Annotated in this window: 14 protein-coding genes; 3 read left to right on the top strand and 11 right to left on the bottom strand. The window is 54.7% G+C overall.

Annotated elements, in window-relative coordinates; translation table 11 throughout:
- From BUB67_RS04085 to uvrC, 10 genes are all read right to left on the bottom strand, one after another.
- The coding region (locus BUB67_RS04085) for a glyceraldehyde 3-phosphate dehydrogenase NAD-binding domain-containing protein (RefSeq protein WP_238456958.1) at positions 1 to 119 on the bottom strand (119 nt) is incomplete at its 3' end.
- A gap of 127 nt (positions 120 to 246) precedes the next feature.
- A complete protein-coding gene (rpoN, locus tag BUB67_RS04090) occupies positions 247 to 1,668 on the bottom strand; it encodes an RNA polymerase factor sigma-54 (protein WP_073236213.1) in 1,422 nt (473 codons plus the stop codon).
- Positions 1,669 to 1,769: 101 nt separating this feature from the next.
- Positions 1,770 to 2,771, bottom strand: coding sequence for an MBL fold metallo-hydrolase (locus tag BUB67_RS04095; protein WP_073236216.1), 1,002 nt, complete (start codon positions 2,769 to 2,771; stop codon positions 1,770 to 1,772).
- Entirely contained in the window at positions 2,752 to 3,720 is a 969-nt protein-coding gene (gene whiA, locus BUB67_RS04100) for a DNA-binding protein WhiA (protein WP_073236219.1), read from the bottom strand. The genes BUB67_RS04095 and whiA overlap by 20 nt, the downstream gene beginning before the upstream one ends.
- A 474-nt stretch (positions 3,721 to 4,194) precedes the next feature.
- Positions 4,195 to 5,025 (bottom strand): polysaccharide deacetylase family protein, encoded by an 831-nt coding sequence (locus tag BUB67_RS04105; RefSeq protein WP_073236222.1) that lies wholly within the window; start codon positions 5,023 to 5,025, stop codon positions 4,195 to 4,197.
- 83 nt (positions 5,026 to 5,108) lie between these two features.
- Positions 5,109 to 6,431, bottom strand: coding sequence for a gluconeogenesis factor YvcK family protein (locus tag BUB67_RS04110; RefSeq protein WP_073236225.1), 1,323 nt, complete (start codon positions 6,429 to 6,431; stop codon positions 5,109 to 5,111).
- Positions 6,432 to 6,444: 13 nt separating this feature from the next.
- Positions 6,445 to 7,314 (bottom strand): RNase adapter RapZ, encoded by an 870-nt coding sequence (gene rapZ, locus BUB67_RS04115; RefSeq protein WP_073236228.1) that lies wholly within the window; start codon positions 7,312 to 7,314, stop codon positions 6,445 to 6,447.
- 254 nt (positions 7,315 to 7,568) lie between these two features.
- Complete coding sequence (locus BUB67_RS04120; protein ID WP_073236231.1) at positions 7,569 to 7,826, bottom strand: HPr family phosphocarrier protein; 258 nt, start codon at positions 7,824 to 7,826, stop codon at positions 7,569 to 7,571.
- A gap of 58 nt (positions 7,827 to 7,884) precedes the next feature.
- Complete coding sequence (locus tag BUB67_RS04125) at positions 7,885 to 8,688, bottom strand: Cof-type HAD-IIB family hydrolase (RefSeq protein ID WP_073236234.1); 804 nt, start codon at positions 8,686 to 8,688, stop codon at positions 7,885 to 7,887.
- Between the two features lie 137 nt (positions 8,689 to 8,825).
- Entirely contained in the window at positions 8,826 to 10,685 is a 1,860-nt protein-coding gene (gene uvrC, locus BUB67_RS04130) for an excinuclease ABC subunit UvrC (protein ID WP_073236237.1), read from the bottom strand.
- 320 nt (positions 10,686 to 11,005) lie between these two features.
- On the opposite strand from uvrC, the gene BUB67_RS04135 reads away from it, so the two are divergent.
- Genes BUB67_RS04135 through BUB67_RS04145 form a run of 3 tightly spaced genes read left to right on the top strand, consistent with a single transcriptional unit; the run spans position 11,006 to position 13,877 of the window.
- Complete coding sequence (locus BUB67_RS04135; protein ID WP_073236240.1) at positions 11,006 to 11,683, top strand: TetR/AcrR family transcriptional regulator; 678 nt, start codon at positions 11,006 to 11,008, stop codon at positions 11,681 to 11,683.
- On the top strand, positions 11,680 to 12,675 hold the full coding sequence (locus BUB67_RS04140; RefSeq protein WP_073236243.1) for an HlyD family secretion protein: 996 nt from the start codon (positions 11,680 to 11,682) through the stop codon (positions 12,673 to 12,675). The genes BUB67_RS04135 and BUB67_RS04140 overlap by 4 nt, the downstream gene beginning before the upstream one ends.
- Positions 12,676 to 12,689: 14 nt before the next feature.
- Positions 12,690 to 13,877: an ABC transporter permease gene (locus BUB67_RS04145; protein ID WP_073236246.1), complete on the top strand. Its 1,188-nt coding sequence runs from the start codon at positions 12,690 to 12,692 to the stop codon at positions 13,875 to 13,877.
- A gap of 116 nt (positions 13,878 to 13,993) precedes the next feature.
- On the opposite strand, the gene uvrA is transcribed toward BUB67_RS04145, so the two are convergent.
- Positions 13,994 to 16,828 (bottom strand): excinuclease ABC subunit UvrA, encoded by a 2,835-nt coding sequence (gene uvrA, locus BUB67_RS04150; RefSeq protein WP_073236249.1) that lies wholly within the window; start codon positions 16,826 to 16,828, stop codon positions 13,994 to 13,996.
- Positions 16,829 to 16,833: the final 5 nt, after the last annotated feature.

Consider the following 16,833-nt stretch of genomic DNA (forward strand, 5'->3'; position numbering starts at 1 on the left):
AAACGGCGGGACTTGTGGTTTACCAGGGCAACCTCAAACTCCCCGCGTTCAATTGCACAACGCAATACGTTCCGCCCGATACGCCCAAAACCGTTAATCCCCACTTTGATTGGTGCCATTTCAATACCCACTCCTTTGGAATTTAAGTATGTCACAATACTCCAGCCCCTATTAAATTGTATGTCTTATTTACAAAAACATTTCCACATTTATCGCCATATCCCTGCCAAAATAGATATTTTTTTGCTAATATCTTTTTCTTCTGGCGGTTGAGGGAATCCCCAGTTCATCCCGGTATTTGGTTACCGTACGGCGGGATATTTTGACGCCCCTTTGACCAAACAATTCAGCAATTTTCTGGTCGCTCAAGGGGTTGGCCGGATCCTCTTCCTGAATGATCTCCCGGAGCATCTTTTTCAGGCTCTCCGCAGAAACCTGAGTCCCGCTGGCGTCGCTCAGGCCGGTGGAGAAGAAGTATTTCATTTCAAAGACACCCTGGGGCGTCTGGATATACTTGTTGGAAGTGGCACGGCTGACCGTGGATTCGTGCACCCCAACCATATCCGCAACTTTCTTTAAATTCAGGGGCTTGAGGTATTTCACACCGTGGTCCAAAAAATCCCGCTGCAGTTCCACCAAACAATTTGCCACCTTGTATAAGGTCAGCCTGCGCTGCTCGATGCTGCGGATCAACCAGGCCGCTGCATTTAATTTTTCCTCCACAAACTGTTTCGTATTCTGATCTGCAGCACTATTTTTGGCTAACACGGTACGGTAGGTATTGTTAATGGTCAGGCGGGGGATCGCCACGTCGTTGACTAAAATGACATACTGACCTTCCACCTTTTCCACCACCACATCGGGCACGATATACCGGATCTCGTCATGGTGGCTGAAGTTCCGGCCGGGTTTTGGTTCTAATTTTTTAAGAATATCGGCGGCCCGCTGGATCTCCTGGGGAGAAACATTTAGCCTGGCAGCAATTTTTGCCAGCCGGCCTCCCGCCAGGTCCTCAAGGTATTCTTCCACCAGCTGCCTGACAATGGGGTTGTCTTCCTGCAGGAGGTCCAGTTGAATGGTTAAGCATTCCTGCAAGTTCCTGGCCCCTACCCCCGGCGGGTCGAAACTCTGCAGCACCCTCAGGGCCTGCTGCATTTTTTCCGGGCCTACCCCCAGCTGTTCACCGGCTTCTTCCAGACTGATGCCCAGGTAGCCCCTGGCATCAACGTTGCCAATCAGGTACCGGACAATACTTTTAAGTTCTTTGTCCGCCCTGCTCAGGCTGAGCTGCATGTTAAGGTGGTCCACCAGGGTGGGGGCGTGACTGATAAACTGTTCATAGCCGGGCTGTTCAATGACTTCCCTTTGACCCCGGTTGGGGCAGAGGCCCAGGTCGCTGCTGTCTGCAAAATATTCCACCCAGTCCGGGTCGAATTCTTTCTTCCCGGCTGCTGCCGGGCTGTCTTCCTCCCGGGCTGCCTCGGCCTCTTCGGCCCGTTCCCCGTCATGATCTCTCAATTCCAACAGGGGGTTTTCCAGCACCTGCTGTTCAACATACTCGGTAAGTTCCAGAGAAGACATCTGCAGGACAGTGATGGCCTGGCGAAGCTCCGGTGTCATGATCAGTTTTTGAGTTTGCTCCAAATTAAGACCAAAGTCCATTCGCAAGATCCATCACCTCCTGTAGGTAACCATGGACTGTTAAGAAATTAGCAGTATTAGGAGATTTGCTGGCCCCATTGCGGTCCAACGGTGTTATTGTCAGAATTTTATCGGTTTTTCTCCAGTTGTTCAAGAATTGCTGCTATATCGTAAATGGTGCCGTCTGTTGCGTATAAAGTACGGATGCCGCTGCGGTTTTCCACGTAATAGGCCATGGCGGGCCGCAGGTCCTCCGGCCTAAGGCAGCAATGGTTGAAGTGAGTGATAAAGCAAAGCTTAACCTTGCTTCCCGCCAGCAGATGCGGTAAGCCCAGGGTGGTAATATGACGGTGGGCATAGACATTGTGACCGGTGACATTGGCGATCAGCACATCTACCTGGCTGAATATTTCCTTGATATCCCTCCGGTAATCCACCACCTCCAGCAGGTCCATGATGGGTCCCCGCCATGCCGTCTCTTTGATTCCCTCGGGAGTGGAATAACTTATAATATAATTGGTATCGCTGGTATAACCGATGCTTATATTCCCGGCCCGCAGGACAAAGCCATAGTTTTCTTCGGCGTGGTAAACCGGCACGGGGGTTAGGACGGCATTTTTTATTTGAATGGGCCGGTGGGCCTGCAGGGGAATCACCGTAGGCCCTCCTTTGTAGCCGCTATGCCTATTAAGTCCCTGGTGATAATAACTGAGAAGTCTGTCCCGTTCCAGCATCTGCCTGGGCGCCATCAAATAGCCCCGGCGTGAAAACATCCCCCAGCACATGCCTTCAATGACAGCCTCCGCGCCGGCATAATGGTCCAGGTGGCCGTGGGAGATAAAAATTGCGTCCAGGGTCCCAAGATCGATGCCGGCCTCCTGGGCACGCACCACGGCGCCGGGACCGGGGTCCACATAGAGACGAAGGCCGTTGACCGCCAGCACAAAGCCCGCTGTCCGGGGGATCTGGCTAAAAACCGCTTCCGGGTTGCCCCCGGTGCCCAGAAAGGTTACGGTGACCCCGGGCGGCGGCGGAGCCGGTTCTTCCCTGTGTCTGTATTTGCTGAAGGACGCCGCAGCAGCCTCGCTGGTTTTCCTTCTCAATTCCGCGTCAACTTTCTTTAAATCCATGGTCTACCTTCCTTGACCGCACTCTTTCCGCCAGGCGTTCCAACTTTCGCATGCGGTGGTTGACCCCGGATTTGCCTATGGGAGGATCCCAGAGTTCCCCCAACTCTTTCAGGCTGGCATCGGGGTGCTGCAGTCTTAATTCAGCTGCCTCCCGGAGGGGTTTGGGCAGTTTCTCCAGCCCGATGGTATCGGCCAGGTACTTGATATTTTCCAGCTGCCTTACCGCTGCATTGACGGTTTTGTTTAAGTTGGCTGTCTCACAGTTGACCAAGCGGTTTACCTGGTTTCTCATATCTTTGTAGATACGGGCGTTTTCAAAATCCAACTGGGCTGCATGGGCGCCCATGTGGTTCAGGCATTCTACAATTTGCTCGCTGCCCTTGAGGTAGACAACATACCAGTTTTTGCGGGGGCTCACCCTGGCCGGCAGGTTAAAACTCTGCATCAGTTCGGCCAGTTCCTGAGCATGCTTGAAGTTATCGGTAATGATTTCCAAATGGTACGTTCCCTCGGGGTTATTAACAGATCCGCCGCCCAAAAAGGCCCCCCTGAGGTATGCCTTGCGGCAGCAGTCCCTGGCAATTAACTCCTTGTTAATCCCTTCTTCGGCAATGGCAGCGCCGGCCTCACCGATGCCCAGAGCCTTGAATATTTCCTCTATGCCCGGTTGGGACGGGATGCGGACCAGATAGACATTGTTTTTCCGCAACCTGACCCTGCGCCGGACCAGGATCTCGGTGGACAGTCCGAACAGGTTTTTTAAGAGTTTGAAAATCTTACGGGCCACGGCGGCATTCTCTGTCACAATGTTCAGGGACAACTTCTTCTGCCCGCTGATCTGCACACTGCCGTCCATTTTGATCAAAGCAGCCAACTCCGCCAGCCGGCAGCAATCTTTGCCGCCCACCACCCGCGCCAGTTCATTTTTCGTCACTGCCGAGAAGGACATCGCCACCCCTCCACTCAGAGGATATTATACCACAAATAAATTGGTACAATATGGCCTTGCTGCAATTTTAATGCCTGCTGCGGGAGTCTGTCGATGAGGAAAACGATACGGGAAAAATTTGGGGTAACAATTTTCCATAATGCCGACTGTTGAATAATATATTGAGGGGCTGGTACAGAGTGGTTGTTTACTTGGGAAAGAGAACCGTCGAGGCTTTCATTATGGGGAATGATTCTGGTTTTGGCACCTCAAAAAAGTGGGGGGCAAATGCAAAGGCTCGGTCAGCCAGTTGTTAAGAATCGGCAGCACCGTTCCCGCCGTGGAAGAGTTTTAGAATGGAAAATTGGATAGAATGAAAGAAAGTCTTTGGGGTCCAGCCGTCAGCCATCAATCTTTAGCCATCAGCTTTTAGAATCACCTTAAAAGCTGATAGCTGACGGCTGATGGCTTGACCCCGGAGGAATACCCGTTAGGCTAGTATTTATGCAGTTCTTCAATAAATTTCTCGTTGCTGTAATGGCCGGTTACACGGATGCGGCGGAGTTTGAAGGGGTTTGAGTCAGCTTTGGCAAGACCCAGTTCGGTGGTGACGGCTGCCCGGTAGCCGGCCTGTTTCACAAGATCCGCCACGGTGTCGTTGTAGCTGCCGTAGGGGTAGGCAAAGAATTCGACAGGCTTTTTCAGGCCATACTCCAGGGCGCGCTTGGATTCTTCAATCTGGTGACGGGCTGCTTCCGGCGGCACTTCCGCCAGGTGGGGGTGGTCCACCGTGTGGGCGCCGATGGTAAAACCAGCCTCAGCCAGTTCCCGGATTTCATGCCAATCCATCATTTTGTTTTCGGGCTGGAGTTTCTTTTCCACATCAAAAAAGTTGGTATTGCCGATGGCTTTGGAAACTACAAAGACCGTGCCGGTATACCCGTACTTCTTCATGATGGGGTAGGCAAACCGGTAATTATCTTTATAACCGTCGTCAAAGGTGATGACAATGGGTTTGTCCGGCAGGTGTTTGCCCTTTTCAAAATGATCCATCACATCTTCCAACGAAACGGTTTCATAACCGTTTCGTTTCAGGTATTTCATTTGCCATTCAAATTTATCCGGCGGAACCCGCAGGCCCAACCCGCCGGTTCTGGGATCGGGGTTCACTTTATGATACATCAGAATGGGAATGCCTTCCAATTTGGGGTATTTAGCGTCGGAGGGGATGGCTTTATACTGGCGCTGGTACCACATGCCTGTGCCGGTCAGTATGAGTGTGACAACAATCAGACTGACCAGAAAGATTTTTTTTGCTGCAGACATTACGTTCACCTCCGGTATATCTTATGGGTAATGCTTTGGGGTCTGGCCAAAGGCTGGACCCCAAAGGAATGCCGTCTTAGCAACTAGCGCATGCGTGCGGGCTGGTATATTTTAACCGGCGCCCGTTCCAGGGCTGCGGTTTTGGACTCGTACAGAATTTCCATAACCGCCCGGGCCAGTTTTTCGGGCTGGTGCCGAACCACATCGCTATGCTGAACCAGGTATTTGGACCACGTTTGCACGCCCAATTTAGCTAGCGCCGGACCGTCCACCTTTACCGGAGCAGCGCCCTTTTCCCGGTATTTTTTCAACAAACGGCCCGGAATGGGCTCGCAGTTCACCAAGATTTGATCAACGATGGGCCCCACATGATCAAAAATGGCTTTCACATGGTCGCAGGCAGTATAGCCCTGGGTTTCCCCGGGCTGGGTCATAATGTTGCAAATGTAAATCTTCTGGGCCGGCGACTTTTTGATGGCTTCGGCCATTCCCTGCACCAGCAGGTTGGGAATCACACTGGTGTACAGGCTGCCGGGACCCAAAATAATGATGTCGGCCTCTTGAATGGCGGCCAGGGCCTCGGGCAGGGGGCGGCAGACCTCCGGACGCAAAAAAATTCTTTTAATGCGGCTGCGGCTGGCAGAAATGTTGCACTCGCCAAAGACCAGGGTGTTATCTGCCAGTTCAGCCCCCAGCACCACGTTTTCCAGGGTGACGGGAAGCACCTGGCCCCGGATGGCCAGCACTTTGGAAAGGGCCCGGACGGCGCCGTCAAAGCCGCCGGAAACGTTATTTAACCCGGCCAGTAATAAATTGCCCAGGTTGTGTCCGGCCAGTTCGCCGCTGTCAAAGCGGTACTGCAGCACTTCTTCCATGAGGGTTTCTTTGTCCGCCAGGGCCACCAGGCAGTTGCGAATATCTCCCGGCGGCAGGATCCCTAAATGATCCCGCAAGCGGCCGGAGCTGCCCCCGTCATCGGTAACCGTCACAATGGCGGTGATATTGCTGGTGTATTCCTTGATCCCCTTGAGCAGGCTGGAAAGCCCAGTCCCGCCGCCGATGGCCACCACCCTGGGTCCCCGTTTCAACGACCGGTGGTGGTAAATGGTTTCCACCAGCCGTTCCGACGGGTCCGGCCGGATCACCGTCATAATGGACTTAAAGGCCATCCGCAGCCCGTAACCCATCATGGCCAGACCCAGGCCGGTCACCAGGATCCCGATCAGCCACTGGGGGACGCCTGCCAGTTGGTTAACCAGCAGGTCCATGACCACACCCATCAGGCCCCCCAGCTGGCGGTCCAGCAGCGCCAGGCCCAGCCCCAGCAGGGCAATTCCTGCCAGGGCCAGCAGCAGCCAGCGTTTTATATTCATGCCAGGAGAAAACCATTTCCATAAAGCGGTCAAATTTCCCACCCGCCTACACTCGCATGATATCCCGGTGCCTTACATTGACGCGGTACCCCTTCGCTGTGAGTACATCTCCCAGTTTATTGGCCAGTGTCACAGACCTGTGCATGCCGCCGGTACACCCGATGGCGATCATCAGAGTAGCTTTACCCTCATTTTGATAATGGGGAATTAAAAATGTAACAAAATCAATAAATTTTTCCATGAATTCCCTGGTAACATCCTGGGACAGCACATGCTGCCGCACCGGTTCATCGTTGCCGGTGAGGCAGCGCAGTTCCGGGATATAATGGGGATTGGGCAGGAACCGCACGTCAATCACCAGGTCGGCATCCAGGGGAATCCCGTATTTGTAGCCAAAGGACATGACGGTGATCAACAGGCGGTGGTTATCTTCTTTGTCACCGCCGTACTGGCTGACGATCTGCTCCTTCAACTGGCTGTTGGAAAGGTCCGAGGTGTCGATGATTTTATTGGCCCGGCCCCTGATCTCCCGCAGCAGTTCCCTTTCCTCCCGGATGACCTCCAGGACCTCCCCGTGGGTATCCAAGGGGTGACGGCGCCGGGATTCTTTATACCTGCGCACCAGGGTTTCATCGGAAGCTTCCAAAAACAATATTTCATACCGATACCCCTGTTTGCTGAGATCGTTGAGGACCTCCGTCACCTGGTTAAAAAAAGCGCCTCCCCGGATATCCACCACCAGGGCAACTTTATCTATTTTGCCGTTGGACTGGGAGACCAGTTCGGCAAACTTTGGAATAAGGGCCGGCGGCAGATTATCCACACAGAAGTAGCCCAGGTCCTCCAAACTTTGTACGGCTTGTGTTTTGCCGGCTCCGGACATGCCTGTGACAATTAATAATCTCGGACCGGACACCTCAACACCCCCTTCAAAGACAAGCTTAAATATCTCCTTTATTGTAAACGGTAAGTACAAATTAAGCAAATAAAACACTTATCCTAAAAGGGGCAGGGATTTTCAGTTATTAAACGGTTGTTGGTACCGGTTAAAAACACCTACCCCATTATAGTAAAACAGCGCCCCTGTGGTGCTAAATTGGCGCTAAATTTAAGAAGTGAGCTGTGGGAGCTCGGAGGGGAAAAAACGGCAGCGGGAGTGGATGTGTATACCTACCGGTTCAACTCTTTCTCTAATAAATCTCCCAGAACTTGCAGGGCCTCGGGGGCGTCTTCCCCGTCTGCCGTCAGGGTTAAGGTATCCCCGTTCCGATTGGCCAGTTCCAGCAAACCCATGATGCTTTTACCGTTTACCCGGTGTCCGCCCTTTTCCAAACTGATTTGAGCTTTAAATTGATTGGCCGCCTTGACAAATTTGGCTGCCGGTTGGGGATCCAGTTTGTTGACATTTTGCAGGCATTTCTTTAACATGCGCAAGTCACCCGTCTTCGGACTTTTTCCTGTCTTAATATTCTCCATCCGCCGGTGTTCAATCCCCTAAGATAAATTTGCCAATAACCTCTGCCACACCGTCTTCGTCATTGGAACGGGTTACATAATCTGCTTTTTCTTTTATTTCTGTCCTGGCATTGTCCATCACAACACCCAGACCGGCATAGGCAATCATTTCCAAGTCATTGGGCGCATCTCCGATGGCGATGACCTGGTCCGGTGTCAGTCCCCAGCGCCGGGCCAGGGTATCCAGGGCATGGCCCTTGGTGGCCTCGGGGTGGGAAAATTCCAGAAAGTGGGGTTTCGATTTGGTGATGTGCAGGGTCCTTCCGAACTGCCGCCTCATCTCCTGCCCCAGGGCATCCAACTCCTGTACGCCACCGACAATGAGGACCTTGGTGGGCGGTTCCTTCAGGAAGGTAAGCAAATCTCCCACCGGCCGGGCGGTAATGCCGGATATCCTCTGATACATTTCCGCCTCGGGGGTTATTTTTTCTACATACAGGTTGTCATCCACATAAACATTGATATGATACCCCAGGGGCTTCACCTGCCGGATGACCTGTCTGGCCAGCTCCAGGGGGACCGGCCTGTGGATAAGGGTTTCCCCGGAGCCCGCTTCCTTCACCAGGGCCCCCTGGTAGGTGATTAAGGGCAGGTTTATATCCAATTCCCGGGCATAGGGCAGGGCGGAGCAGTACATGCGCCCGGTGGCCAGGGTCACATGCACCCCCGCCTCCCTGGCCCGCCGGATGTATTCTTTATTGCGCGGTGATATTTTAAACTGGCTGTTGAGCAGGGTGTCGTCCAGATCGATGGCCAGCATACGGTATTTTGACAAGGTTGGCAGCCTCCTTTTGTTAGTATCTGTCTGGGCTTGCGGGTGTTGCTAATACTGCATTCCTTTTGGGTCCTGCTAAAAACAGGACCCCAAAGGAGTGCAGTATTAGCCCAGACAAGACCCCATAGGAATACCCATTAGTCTAAATGTTCCCGCAGGAATCGGTACACCGCTTCGGCGGCCTTGCTGTTCATGCCGGGCACCCGGGCCAGTTCTTCCACCGTAGCCTGTTTAATGGCATCCAGATTCTTATAGGCCTTGTAAAGCTCCCGGCGGCGTACCGGTCCGATGCCTTCGATGTCATCCAGGATGGATTTGAGATTTCTTTTGGTTCTGAGCTTCCTGTGGTAGGTCACAGCAAAACGGTGGGCTTCATCCCTGAGCCGCTGCAGCATCTGCAGGCCCCGGGATTCCCTGGGCAGCCGGATGGGGTCCGGCCGGCCCGGCGCAAAAAGCAGCTCTTCTTCCTTGGCCAGGCCGCAGGCGGGGATGTGGGCAAATCCCTGCTCCAGCATGGCTTCCCGGGCGGCGGAGAGCTGTCCCTTTCCCCCGTCAATAATGATTAAATCCGGCAGGCGGGTAAATTTAGCCCGGTTGGGAGCAAGTTCACCGGCCTCCACCTGAGCCTGCTCTTCCCTGGCCCGGGACAAACGCCGGGTGATGGTCTCTTTCATGGATGCAAAATCATTGGGGCCTTCCACGGTGCGGATTTTAAACCGCCGGTACTGGTCTCTGGCCGGTTTGCCGTCTTCAAAGACCACCATGGAAGCCACGGTTTCGGCGCCCTGGATGTTGGAGATATCGTAGCACTCCATGCGCCGGGGCGGCTGTTGCAGGCCCAGGACGGCCATTAATTCCGCCAGAGCACCGTCCAGGGCCTGCCGCCCAGCCTGGCGCTCCAGTTGGGCCTGCTCCAGAGAGAGCAGCGCGTTCTGGGCCGCCATTTCCACCAGTTTGTGCTTATCCCCCCGTTTGGGAACTTTTATGGTAACCTTACTCCCCCGCAGTTCACTGAGCCAGGCCGCCATGAGAGGAGCCCCTGCGATTTCTTCGGAAAGCAAAATCTCCGCCGGCACAAACTCGGTCTGGTTATAAAACTGCTGCACAAAGGTGGCCATGACTTCCCCCCGCTCCAGGGTATCGGTCCCTTCCAGGAAGTAATTTTCCCGGCCGATGAGCTTGCCGCCCCGGATAAAAAATACCGTCAGGCAGGCTTCATCAAAACCCCTGGCCATGGCAATGACATCCTGGTCCGCCAGGTCGGTGGAAACCACCTTTTGCCGCTCCACAATCTTTTCCACTGCCAGCAGCTGATCCCTTAATTCCGCCGCCTTTTCAAATTCTAACTTTTCCGCGGCCTCCTCCATCCGCTGCCGCAACCTTTTCATTAAATCTTCCTGGCGCCCTTCCAGGAACAGGATCACTTCGTTGACCGTTTCCCGGTAGGCGCAGCGGTCCACCAGGTTACAACAGGGCCCCAGACAGCGCTTGATATGGTAATTCAGGCAGGGACGCTCCCTGGGCGCCAGCTCCCGCTGCTTGCAGGTGCGCAGGGGAAAGATTTTCTTTAACAGCCGCAGGGTTTCGTTCACCGCCCCCGCGTGGGTGAAGGGCCCGAAATACCGGGCGCCGTCCTTCAAGACCCGGCGGGTGATGTGCACCCGGGGAAATTCCTCCTGGACCGTTACTTTAATGTAGGGATAGGTTTTATCGTCCTTTAATAAGACGTTATATTTCGGCCGGTGTTCTTTGATCAGGTTGTTTTCCAGGATCAGGGCTTCCATTTCAGAGTCCGTGACAATGTACTCCAGGTCTGCCGCCCGGCGCAGCATGGCCTGCACTTTGGGAGACTGCCTGGCGCCCGCCTGAAAATAGGAACGAACCCGGTTTTTCAGGGAAACCGCCTTCCCCACGTAGATCACCCGGCCGTCCGCATCTTTATAGAGATAAACCCCGGGACGCGGGGGAATATTTTTAATTTTGTCTGTTAATGTCAAGGCCATCCCCCCCAGGATGATTGTATCTTGCAGGTCCGCTGGTGCCAATGGTAATTGTCTTTTTCTAACTATTTTTTCATCTCATGGTTAAGATGGGATAAAGAACAGATTAAGTTTACCTAACCGGTAGTATTTCCTGTTTATCTTGGCTAACGACCGTTTCTTTTCCTGCTTGGAAAAAATAACAAATTTGTTGCAAAATTTCATATGGATTAATAACATTTCAAATAAATCATCCTTCTCTTGACAATGATGGCAAAGAGGAGCACAATAAAGCCAGGTAAATAACCGGTTAGTTACTTTATGGTAAGGAGGTTGCCATGGCTAAAGGGGAAAGGCTTCCGAAAAGAGAAACAGACAACAAGAATGAAGCAAGCGCCCGGGCCGAGGAAAGCAAAAACCGCATCCTCTTGGCCGCAGCGGATATCTTTTCCCGTAAAGGTTTGGACGGCGCCAGGGTGGACGAAATCGCCGCCGCTGCCAGGATCAACAAGCGGATGATTTACCATTACTTTGAAAGCAAGGAAAACCTGTACGTTGAGGTCCTGCGCTATAACTACAGAAAAATATACAACCTCGCCAAAGGGGCCTTTATTCCCGGCGCCGACCCTATGGAAAATGTGGAGCGGGCCCTGCGCCAGTATTTTTACTTCCTGGCCCGGGATGAAGAGTTTGTGCGCCTGGTGAACTGGGAAGCCCTGAACCGGGGACGTTACGGCAGCAGAGTTTTACCCCAGTTGCTGGATCTGTTTGAATCGGACCTGGGTCAGATTTTACAGGACGGCATCAACCGGGGAGTTTTCCGCCCCGACCTTGATATACGCCAGACCCTTTTGAGCATGCACGCCCTCTGCCTGATTTATTTCAGCCGCCGGGAAACGGTACAGCCCATGTGGGCCGGCGACATGATGTCTGAAGACATGCTGGAGGAACGCTGCCGGCATATTCTTGACTTTACCTTCAACGGAATCCTGAAAAACAAGGAGGAAACAGAATGATCCGTCCCAACAAATGGTTTGTATCGGTCATGGTTCTGCTGCTGTTGCTGACAGGATGTACAGCCCAAAAGACAGGCCAGGAGGAACTTACCGGGGTGGTGGAAGCCAAGGAAGTGGATGTCAACACCAAGGTGCCGGGGCGCATTGTGAAGCTGTATGTGCAGGAGGGCCAGCAGGTGAAGGCCGGTGATTTGCTGGCTAAAATTGATGACGAAGACTTGAAGGCAAAAGAAGCCCAGGCCCTGGCCGGTATCGCCGCCGCCAATGGGGATATTGCCAAGGCAGCTGCCGGCAGCAAGCTTTCCGCAGACAGCACGGCCGCCGCTGTCCAGAAGGCCGAAGCAGCCCTGGCCAAAGCCAAAGCCGATGCCGAACTGGCCAGAAAAACCTATGAACGCATGGTTGAACTGCATAAGGCCCAGGCCATCTCCGATCAGCAGATGGACAGCGCCGAGAAGGATTATAAAGCGGCGCTGGCCGGGGTGGCGGCAGCCGAAGGAGATCTGGCCAACGCCAGGGCTTCCCGGCTGCAGGTGGATGTCTACCAGGCTGATATGCAGCGGGCTGAAGCTGCCCTTGCAAAGGCCGAGGCCGACCTGCAGCAGGTAAGGATTAATTTAAAAGAAACAAATATCAAAGCTCCCTGTTCCGGTACCATCACCTCGCTAAATGTCGAGGAAGGCGAGATGGTGTCCACCGGCCTGCCCCTGATGACCGTGACCGATTATGCGGACAACTGGGTCAATGTCAAGGTGAAGCAGTCTGTGCTGGATAAAATCAAAGAGGGCCAGCAGGCCACGCTCATCCCCGTGAGCGTACCGGACAAAAAATACACCGGCAAAATTGTTGATATCAGCCGCAAGCCGGAATTTGCCACCGCCCGGGCCACCAACGACCGGGGTGAAAAGGACATCGTCACCTACAACGTCAAGATCAAGGTGAACTCCGCCCAACTGCGGCCGGGCATGTCGGTTCAAGTAAAGTTTGAATAGCCGGGGGGTTGCGCATGGATAAGATCCTTTCAATTGCCTCCCGGGAATGGCAATACATCCGGGGCAACAAGCGACTGCTGTTCGTCATGTGTTTTATTCCCACCCTGTACATCGTGCTGTTCGGCATTATGTACAGCGACCACGTGGTAAAGCACATCAAAACCGTGGTGCTGGATTATAACAACACAGCCACCAGCCGGATTGTGGTGCAGGCCTTTCGGGATTCGGAAAAGTTTGATTTGGTGGGTCAAGTGAGCAGTGAGGAAGAGCTGCGCCAAATGTTGGAGACCCGTGAGGTTACGGCGGCAGTGGTATTGCCGGAGGACCTGGACACCAACCTTAAAAAGGGTCAGGGTTCCGAGGTGCTGGTGATCGTCAACGGCACCAACATGCTGTTCAGCAACGCCGTCATGTCGGCGGCCAATGAAATTATCTCCACCCTGTCAGCCGGTGTCAGTATCAAGACGCTGGAATCCAGCCAGGCCCTGCTGCCGGAGAAAGCTGCCGCCACAGCCCTTCCCCTCAGGTACCGGCTGCGGGTGTGGTATAACCCCACCTTCAACTACGCCAACTTTCTGCTGCTGGGCCTGGCCTGCACCGCCCTGCAGCAGGTGATTCTCCTTTACATGGCGGTGGCAGTGGCCAGGGAAAAGGAAACGGGGGCCATCAAAGACCTGCTGGCAGGCGGTTACCGGGCCCACCATGTGGTACTGGGAAAAATGATCCCTTACTTCCTATTAAATATTGTCAGCGCCAACGTGGTGCTGGCCCTGTGCTTTACGGTCTTCCAGATACCCTTCCGGGGCCACTACCCGTTGCTCCTGCTGCTGATAGCTGTCTTTATTCTGGCCATCCTGACCCTAGGCATCTTTCTTTCCATCGTCTGCCGGAGCGAACTGGAAGCCACCCAGCTTGCCATGCTGGTGGCCATTCCGTCCTTCCTTTTCTCAGGGTTTACCTGGCCGGTGCAATCCATGCCCCTGTTTGCCAGGGCAATTTCCGCCTCACTGCCCCTCACCTACCTGGTATCCGATGTGCGCGACATCGCCCTGATGGGCATCGGTTTCTCCCAGGTGCTACCGAACCTGCTGGTGCTGATGGGCATCGTTGCGGTACTGCTGCCGGCTTCCATCTGGTGCTTCAACCGCCAGTACCAAAAATTTGCTACCCCTGTGCAGCAACAAAGCAACATCCCCCTCTAACACCAAAAGCCTCCGGTCTGACAAACCAGCCGGAGGCTTTCATTCAAGTTGGGGACGGTTCTTGACTTGAATTCGACAATTGTCGAATTCAAGTCAAGAACCGTCCCCAACTTGAATTAGGTGAGGGTTCTCTGGCGGTCCCGTTCCAGCACCGGTTTGAGGAACTTGCCGGTGTAGGATTGGGGCGCCCGGCAAATTTCTTCCGGGGTGCCGGCGGCCACCAGGGTGCCCCCTTTGTCGCCCCCTTCGGGGCCCAGGTCGATGATGTAGTCGGCGGTTTTGATCACATCCAGGTTGTGCTCGATGACCACCACGGTGCTGCCGTTGTCCACCAGGCGGTGCAGCACTTCCAGCAGCCGGGCGATGTCGGCGGTGTGCAGGCCGGTGGTGGGTTCGTCCAGGATGTAGATGGTGCCGCCGTTGCTGCGCCGGCTTAATTCGGTGGCCAGCTTGACCCGCTGGGCCTCCCCGCCGGAAAGCTCCGGCGCCGGCTGGCCCAGTCGAATATAGCCCAGCCCCACGTCCTGCAGGGTCTTGAGCCGGCGGTGAATCTTCGGGATGTTGGCAAAGAACTCCACCGCCTCGTCCACTTCCATATTTAATACATCGGCAATGCTCTTGCCTTTGTATTTAACCTCCAGGGTCTCCCGGTTGTAGCGCAGGCCCTTACAGACTTCACAGGGCACATACACGTCCGGCAGGAAGTGCATTTCAATTTTAATGATGCCGTCCCCCTGACAGGCTTCACAGCGGCCCCCCTTCACATTAAAGCTGAAACGGCCGGGCTTGTACCCCCGCACCCTGGCCTCCGGCAGCTGGGAAAACAACTCCCGGATGTCGTTAAACACGCCGGTGTAAGTGGCCGGGTTGGACCGCGGGGTACGACCGATGGGGGACTGGTTCACGTCGATGACCTTTTCCAGGTGCTCGATGCCCTGAATTCCCAGGTGTTCCCCGGGCTTGTCCTTGGCCCGGTGCAGTTTCTGGGCCAGGGCTTTGTAGAGGATTTCATTAATCAGGGTACTTTTGCCGGAACCGGAAACACCGGTGACGCAGACAAAGACCCCCAGGGGAATTTCCACGTTTATTCCTTTCAGGTTGTTGGCCGCCGCACCCTGTATGACCAGGCTTTGTCCCTTGCCCCGGCGGCGGCTGAGGGGTACCGGGATGAATTTCCGGCCGCTCAGGTACTGGCCGGTGAGGGACTCCGGCGCCTGCATGATATCTGCCACGGTACCGGCCGCTACCACCCGGCCACCGTGACGGCCGGCCCCGGGGCCGATGTCGATGATATGGTCCGCCACCCGTATGGTGTCCTCATCGTGTTCCACCACGATCAGAGTGTTGCCCAGGTCCCGCAGCCGCCGGAGGGTGGCAATGAGCCTCTCGTTATCCCGCTGGTGCAGGCCGATGCTGGGCTCATCCAGGATGTATAACACCCCCATCAGGCCGGAACCAATCTGGGTGGCCAGCCGGATGCGCTGGGCCTCCCCGCCGGACAGGGTGCCGGCGGAACGGCCGAGGGTCAAATAGTCCAGGCCCACGTTGACCAGAAAGCCTAGGCGTTCGTTAATTTCTTTGAGAATCTGCCGGGCAATGAGCTGCTCCCTCTCGGTGAGTTCCAGGTTCTCAAAGAATTTCAGGGCTTCGGACACCGGCAGGGCTGTGACCTCGGCAATATTCTTCCCCCCCACCTTCACCGCCAGGGCCTCGGGCTTTAGCCGGGCGCCCCGGCAGCCGGGGCAGGGCTTGATGCTCATGTATTTTTCAAATTCTTCCCGCATGGCCTCGGATTGGGTCTCCCGGTAGCGGCGGGACAGGTTGCCGATAATCCCCTCAAAGGGCACTTCGTAGCGGTGCACGTGCCCGTAACCATCGGTATAATGGAACTTTACTTTTTCATTGCCGGTGCCGTAAAGGATCACCTGGAGCTGTTTGGGAGTGAGCTGCTCCACCGGGGTGTCCAGGCTGAAGTCATATTTCTCGGCCAGGCCGGACAGGTAGGCGGCGGCAATTTGCCCTTTGTGCCAGCCTTCAATGGCCCCTTGCCGGATGCTTTTACTCTTGTCCGGAATGATTAAATCCGGGTCAAATTCATGGTTGAAGCCGAGGCCGGTACAGACCGGGCAGGCCCCGTGAGGGCTGTTGAAGGAAAACAGCCGGGGGCTGATTTCGCTGATGTTGATGCCGCATTCTATGCAGGCAAAGTTTTCCGAAAAGGTGTATTCCTCCCCGCCCACCACCGCAGCAACGGCCACCCCTTCGCCTTGTTTGAGAGCGGTTTCCATGGAATCGGCCAGCCTTTTTTCACTGCCGGGCCGGATGATGATGCGGTCCACCACAATTTCAACGGTATGTTTCTTTTTCTTATCCAACCGGGGCACTTCGGTGACATCATAGATTTCTCCGTTCACCCGCACCCGTACGAAACCGTTGCGGCGGATGTCCTCAAAGATTTTGACATGCTCACCCTTTTTGCCCCGCACCACCGGGGCCAGCAGCTGCAGCTTGGTTCCCTCGGGCAGGGCCATCAGTTGATCCACCATTTGCTGGACGGTTTGCTGGGTGATGGGTCGGCCGCACCTGGGGCAGTGGGCCCGGCCCACCCGGGCAAAGAGCAGCCTCAGGTAGTCATAAATCTCCGTTACGGTACCCACAGTGGAGCGGGGGTTGTGGCTGGTGGTCTTCTGGTCAATGGAAATGGCCGGAGACAGCCCTTCGATATAGTCCACATCGGGCTTGTTCATCTGCCCCAGGAACTGCCGGGCATAGGCAGACAGGGACTCCACATACCGGCGCTGGCCCTCGGCATAGATGGTGTCAAAGGCCAGGGAAGATTTGCCGGAACCGGACAGGCCGGTGATCACCACCAGCTTGTCCCGGGGAATTTCGACGTCGATGTTTTTGAGGTTGTGGGAGCGAGCCCCGCGAATTAGTATCTTGTCTTGCATGATTG

The organism is Desulforamulus putei DSM 12395, from assembly GCF_900129195.1.
GTDB classification, from domain to species: domain Bacteria; phylum Bacillota; class Desulfotomaculia; order Desulfotomaculales; family Desulfotomaculaceae; genus Desulfotomaculum; species Desulfotomaculum putei.

Excerpts from the sequence above, each read along its gene's own strand:
- BUB67_RS04095 (WP_073236216.1), bottom strand. The coding sequence starts at position 2,771 with ATGGATTTAAAGAAAGTTGACGCGGAATTGAGAAGGAAAACCAGCGAG.
- whiA (WP_073236219.1), bottom strand. The coding sequence starts at position 3,720 with ATGTCCTTCTCGGCAGTGACGAAAAATGAACTGGCGCGGGTGGTGGGC.
- BUB67_RS04105 (WP_073236222.1), bottom strand. The coding sequence starts at position 5,025 with ATGTCTGCAGCAAAAAAAATCTTTCTGGTCAGTCTGATTGTTGTCACA.
- BUB67_RS04120 (WP_073236231.1), bottom strand. The coding sequence starts at position 7,826 with ATGTTAAAGAAATGCCTGCAAAATGTCAACAAACTGGATCCCCAACCG.
- BUB67_RS04135 (WP_073236240.1), top strand. The coding sequence starts at position 11,006 with ATGGCTAAAGGGGAAAGGCTTCCGAAAAGAGAAACAGACAACAAGAAT.
- BUB67_RS04140 (WP_073236243.1), top strand. The coding sequence starts at position 11,680 with ATGATCCGTCCCAACAAATGGTTTGTATCGGTCATGGTTCTGCTGCTG.
- BUB67_RS04145 (WP_073236246.1), top strand. The coding sequence starts at position 12,690 with ATGGATAAGATCCTTTCAATTGCCTCCCGGGAATGGCAATACATCCGG.
- uvrA (WP_073236249.1), bottom strand. The coding sequence starts at position 16,828 with ATGCAAGACAAGATACTAATTCGCGGGGCTCGCTCCCACAACCTCAAA.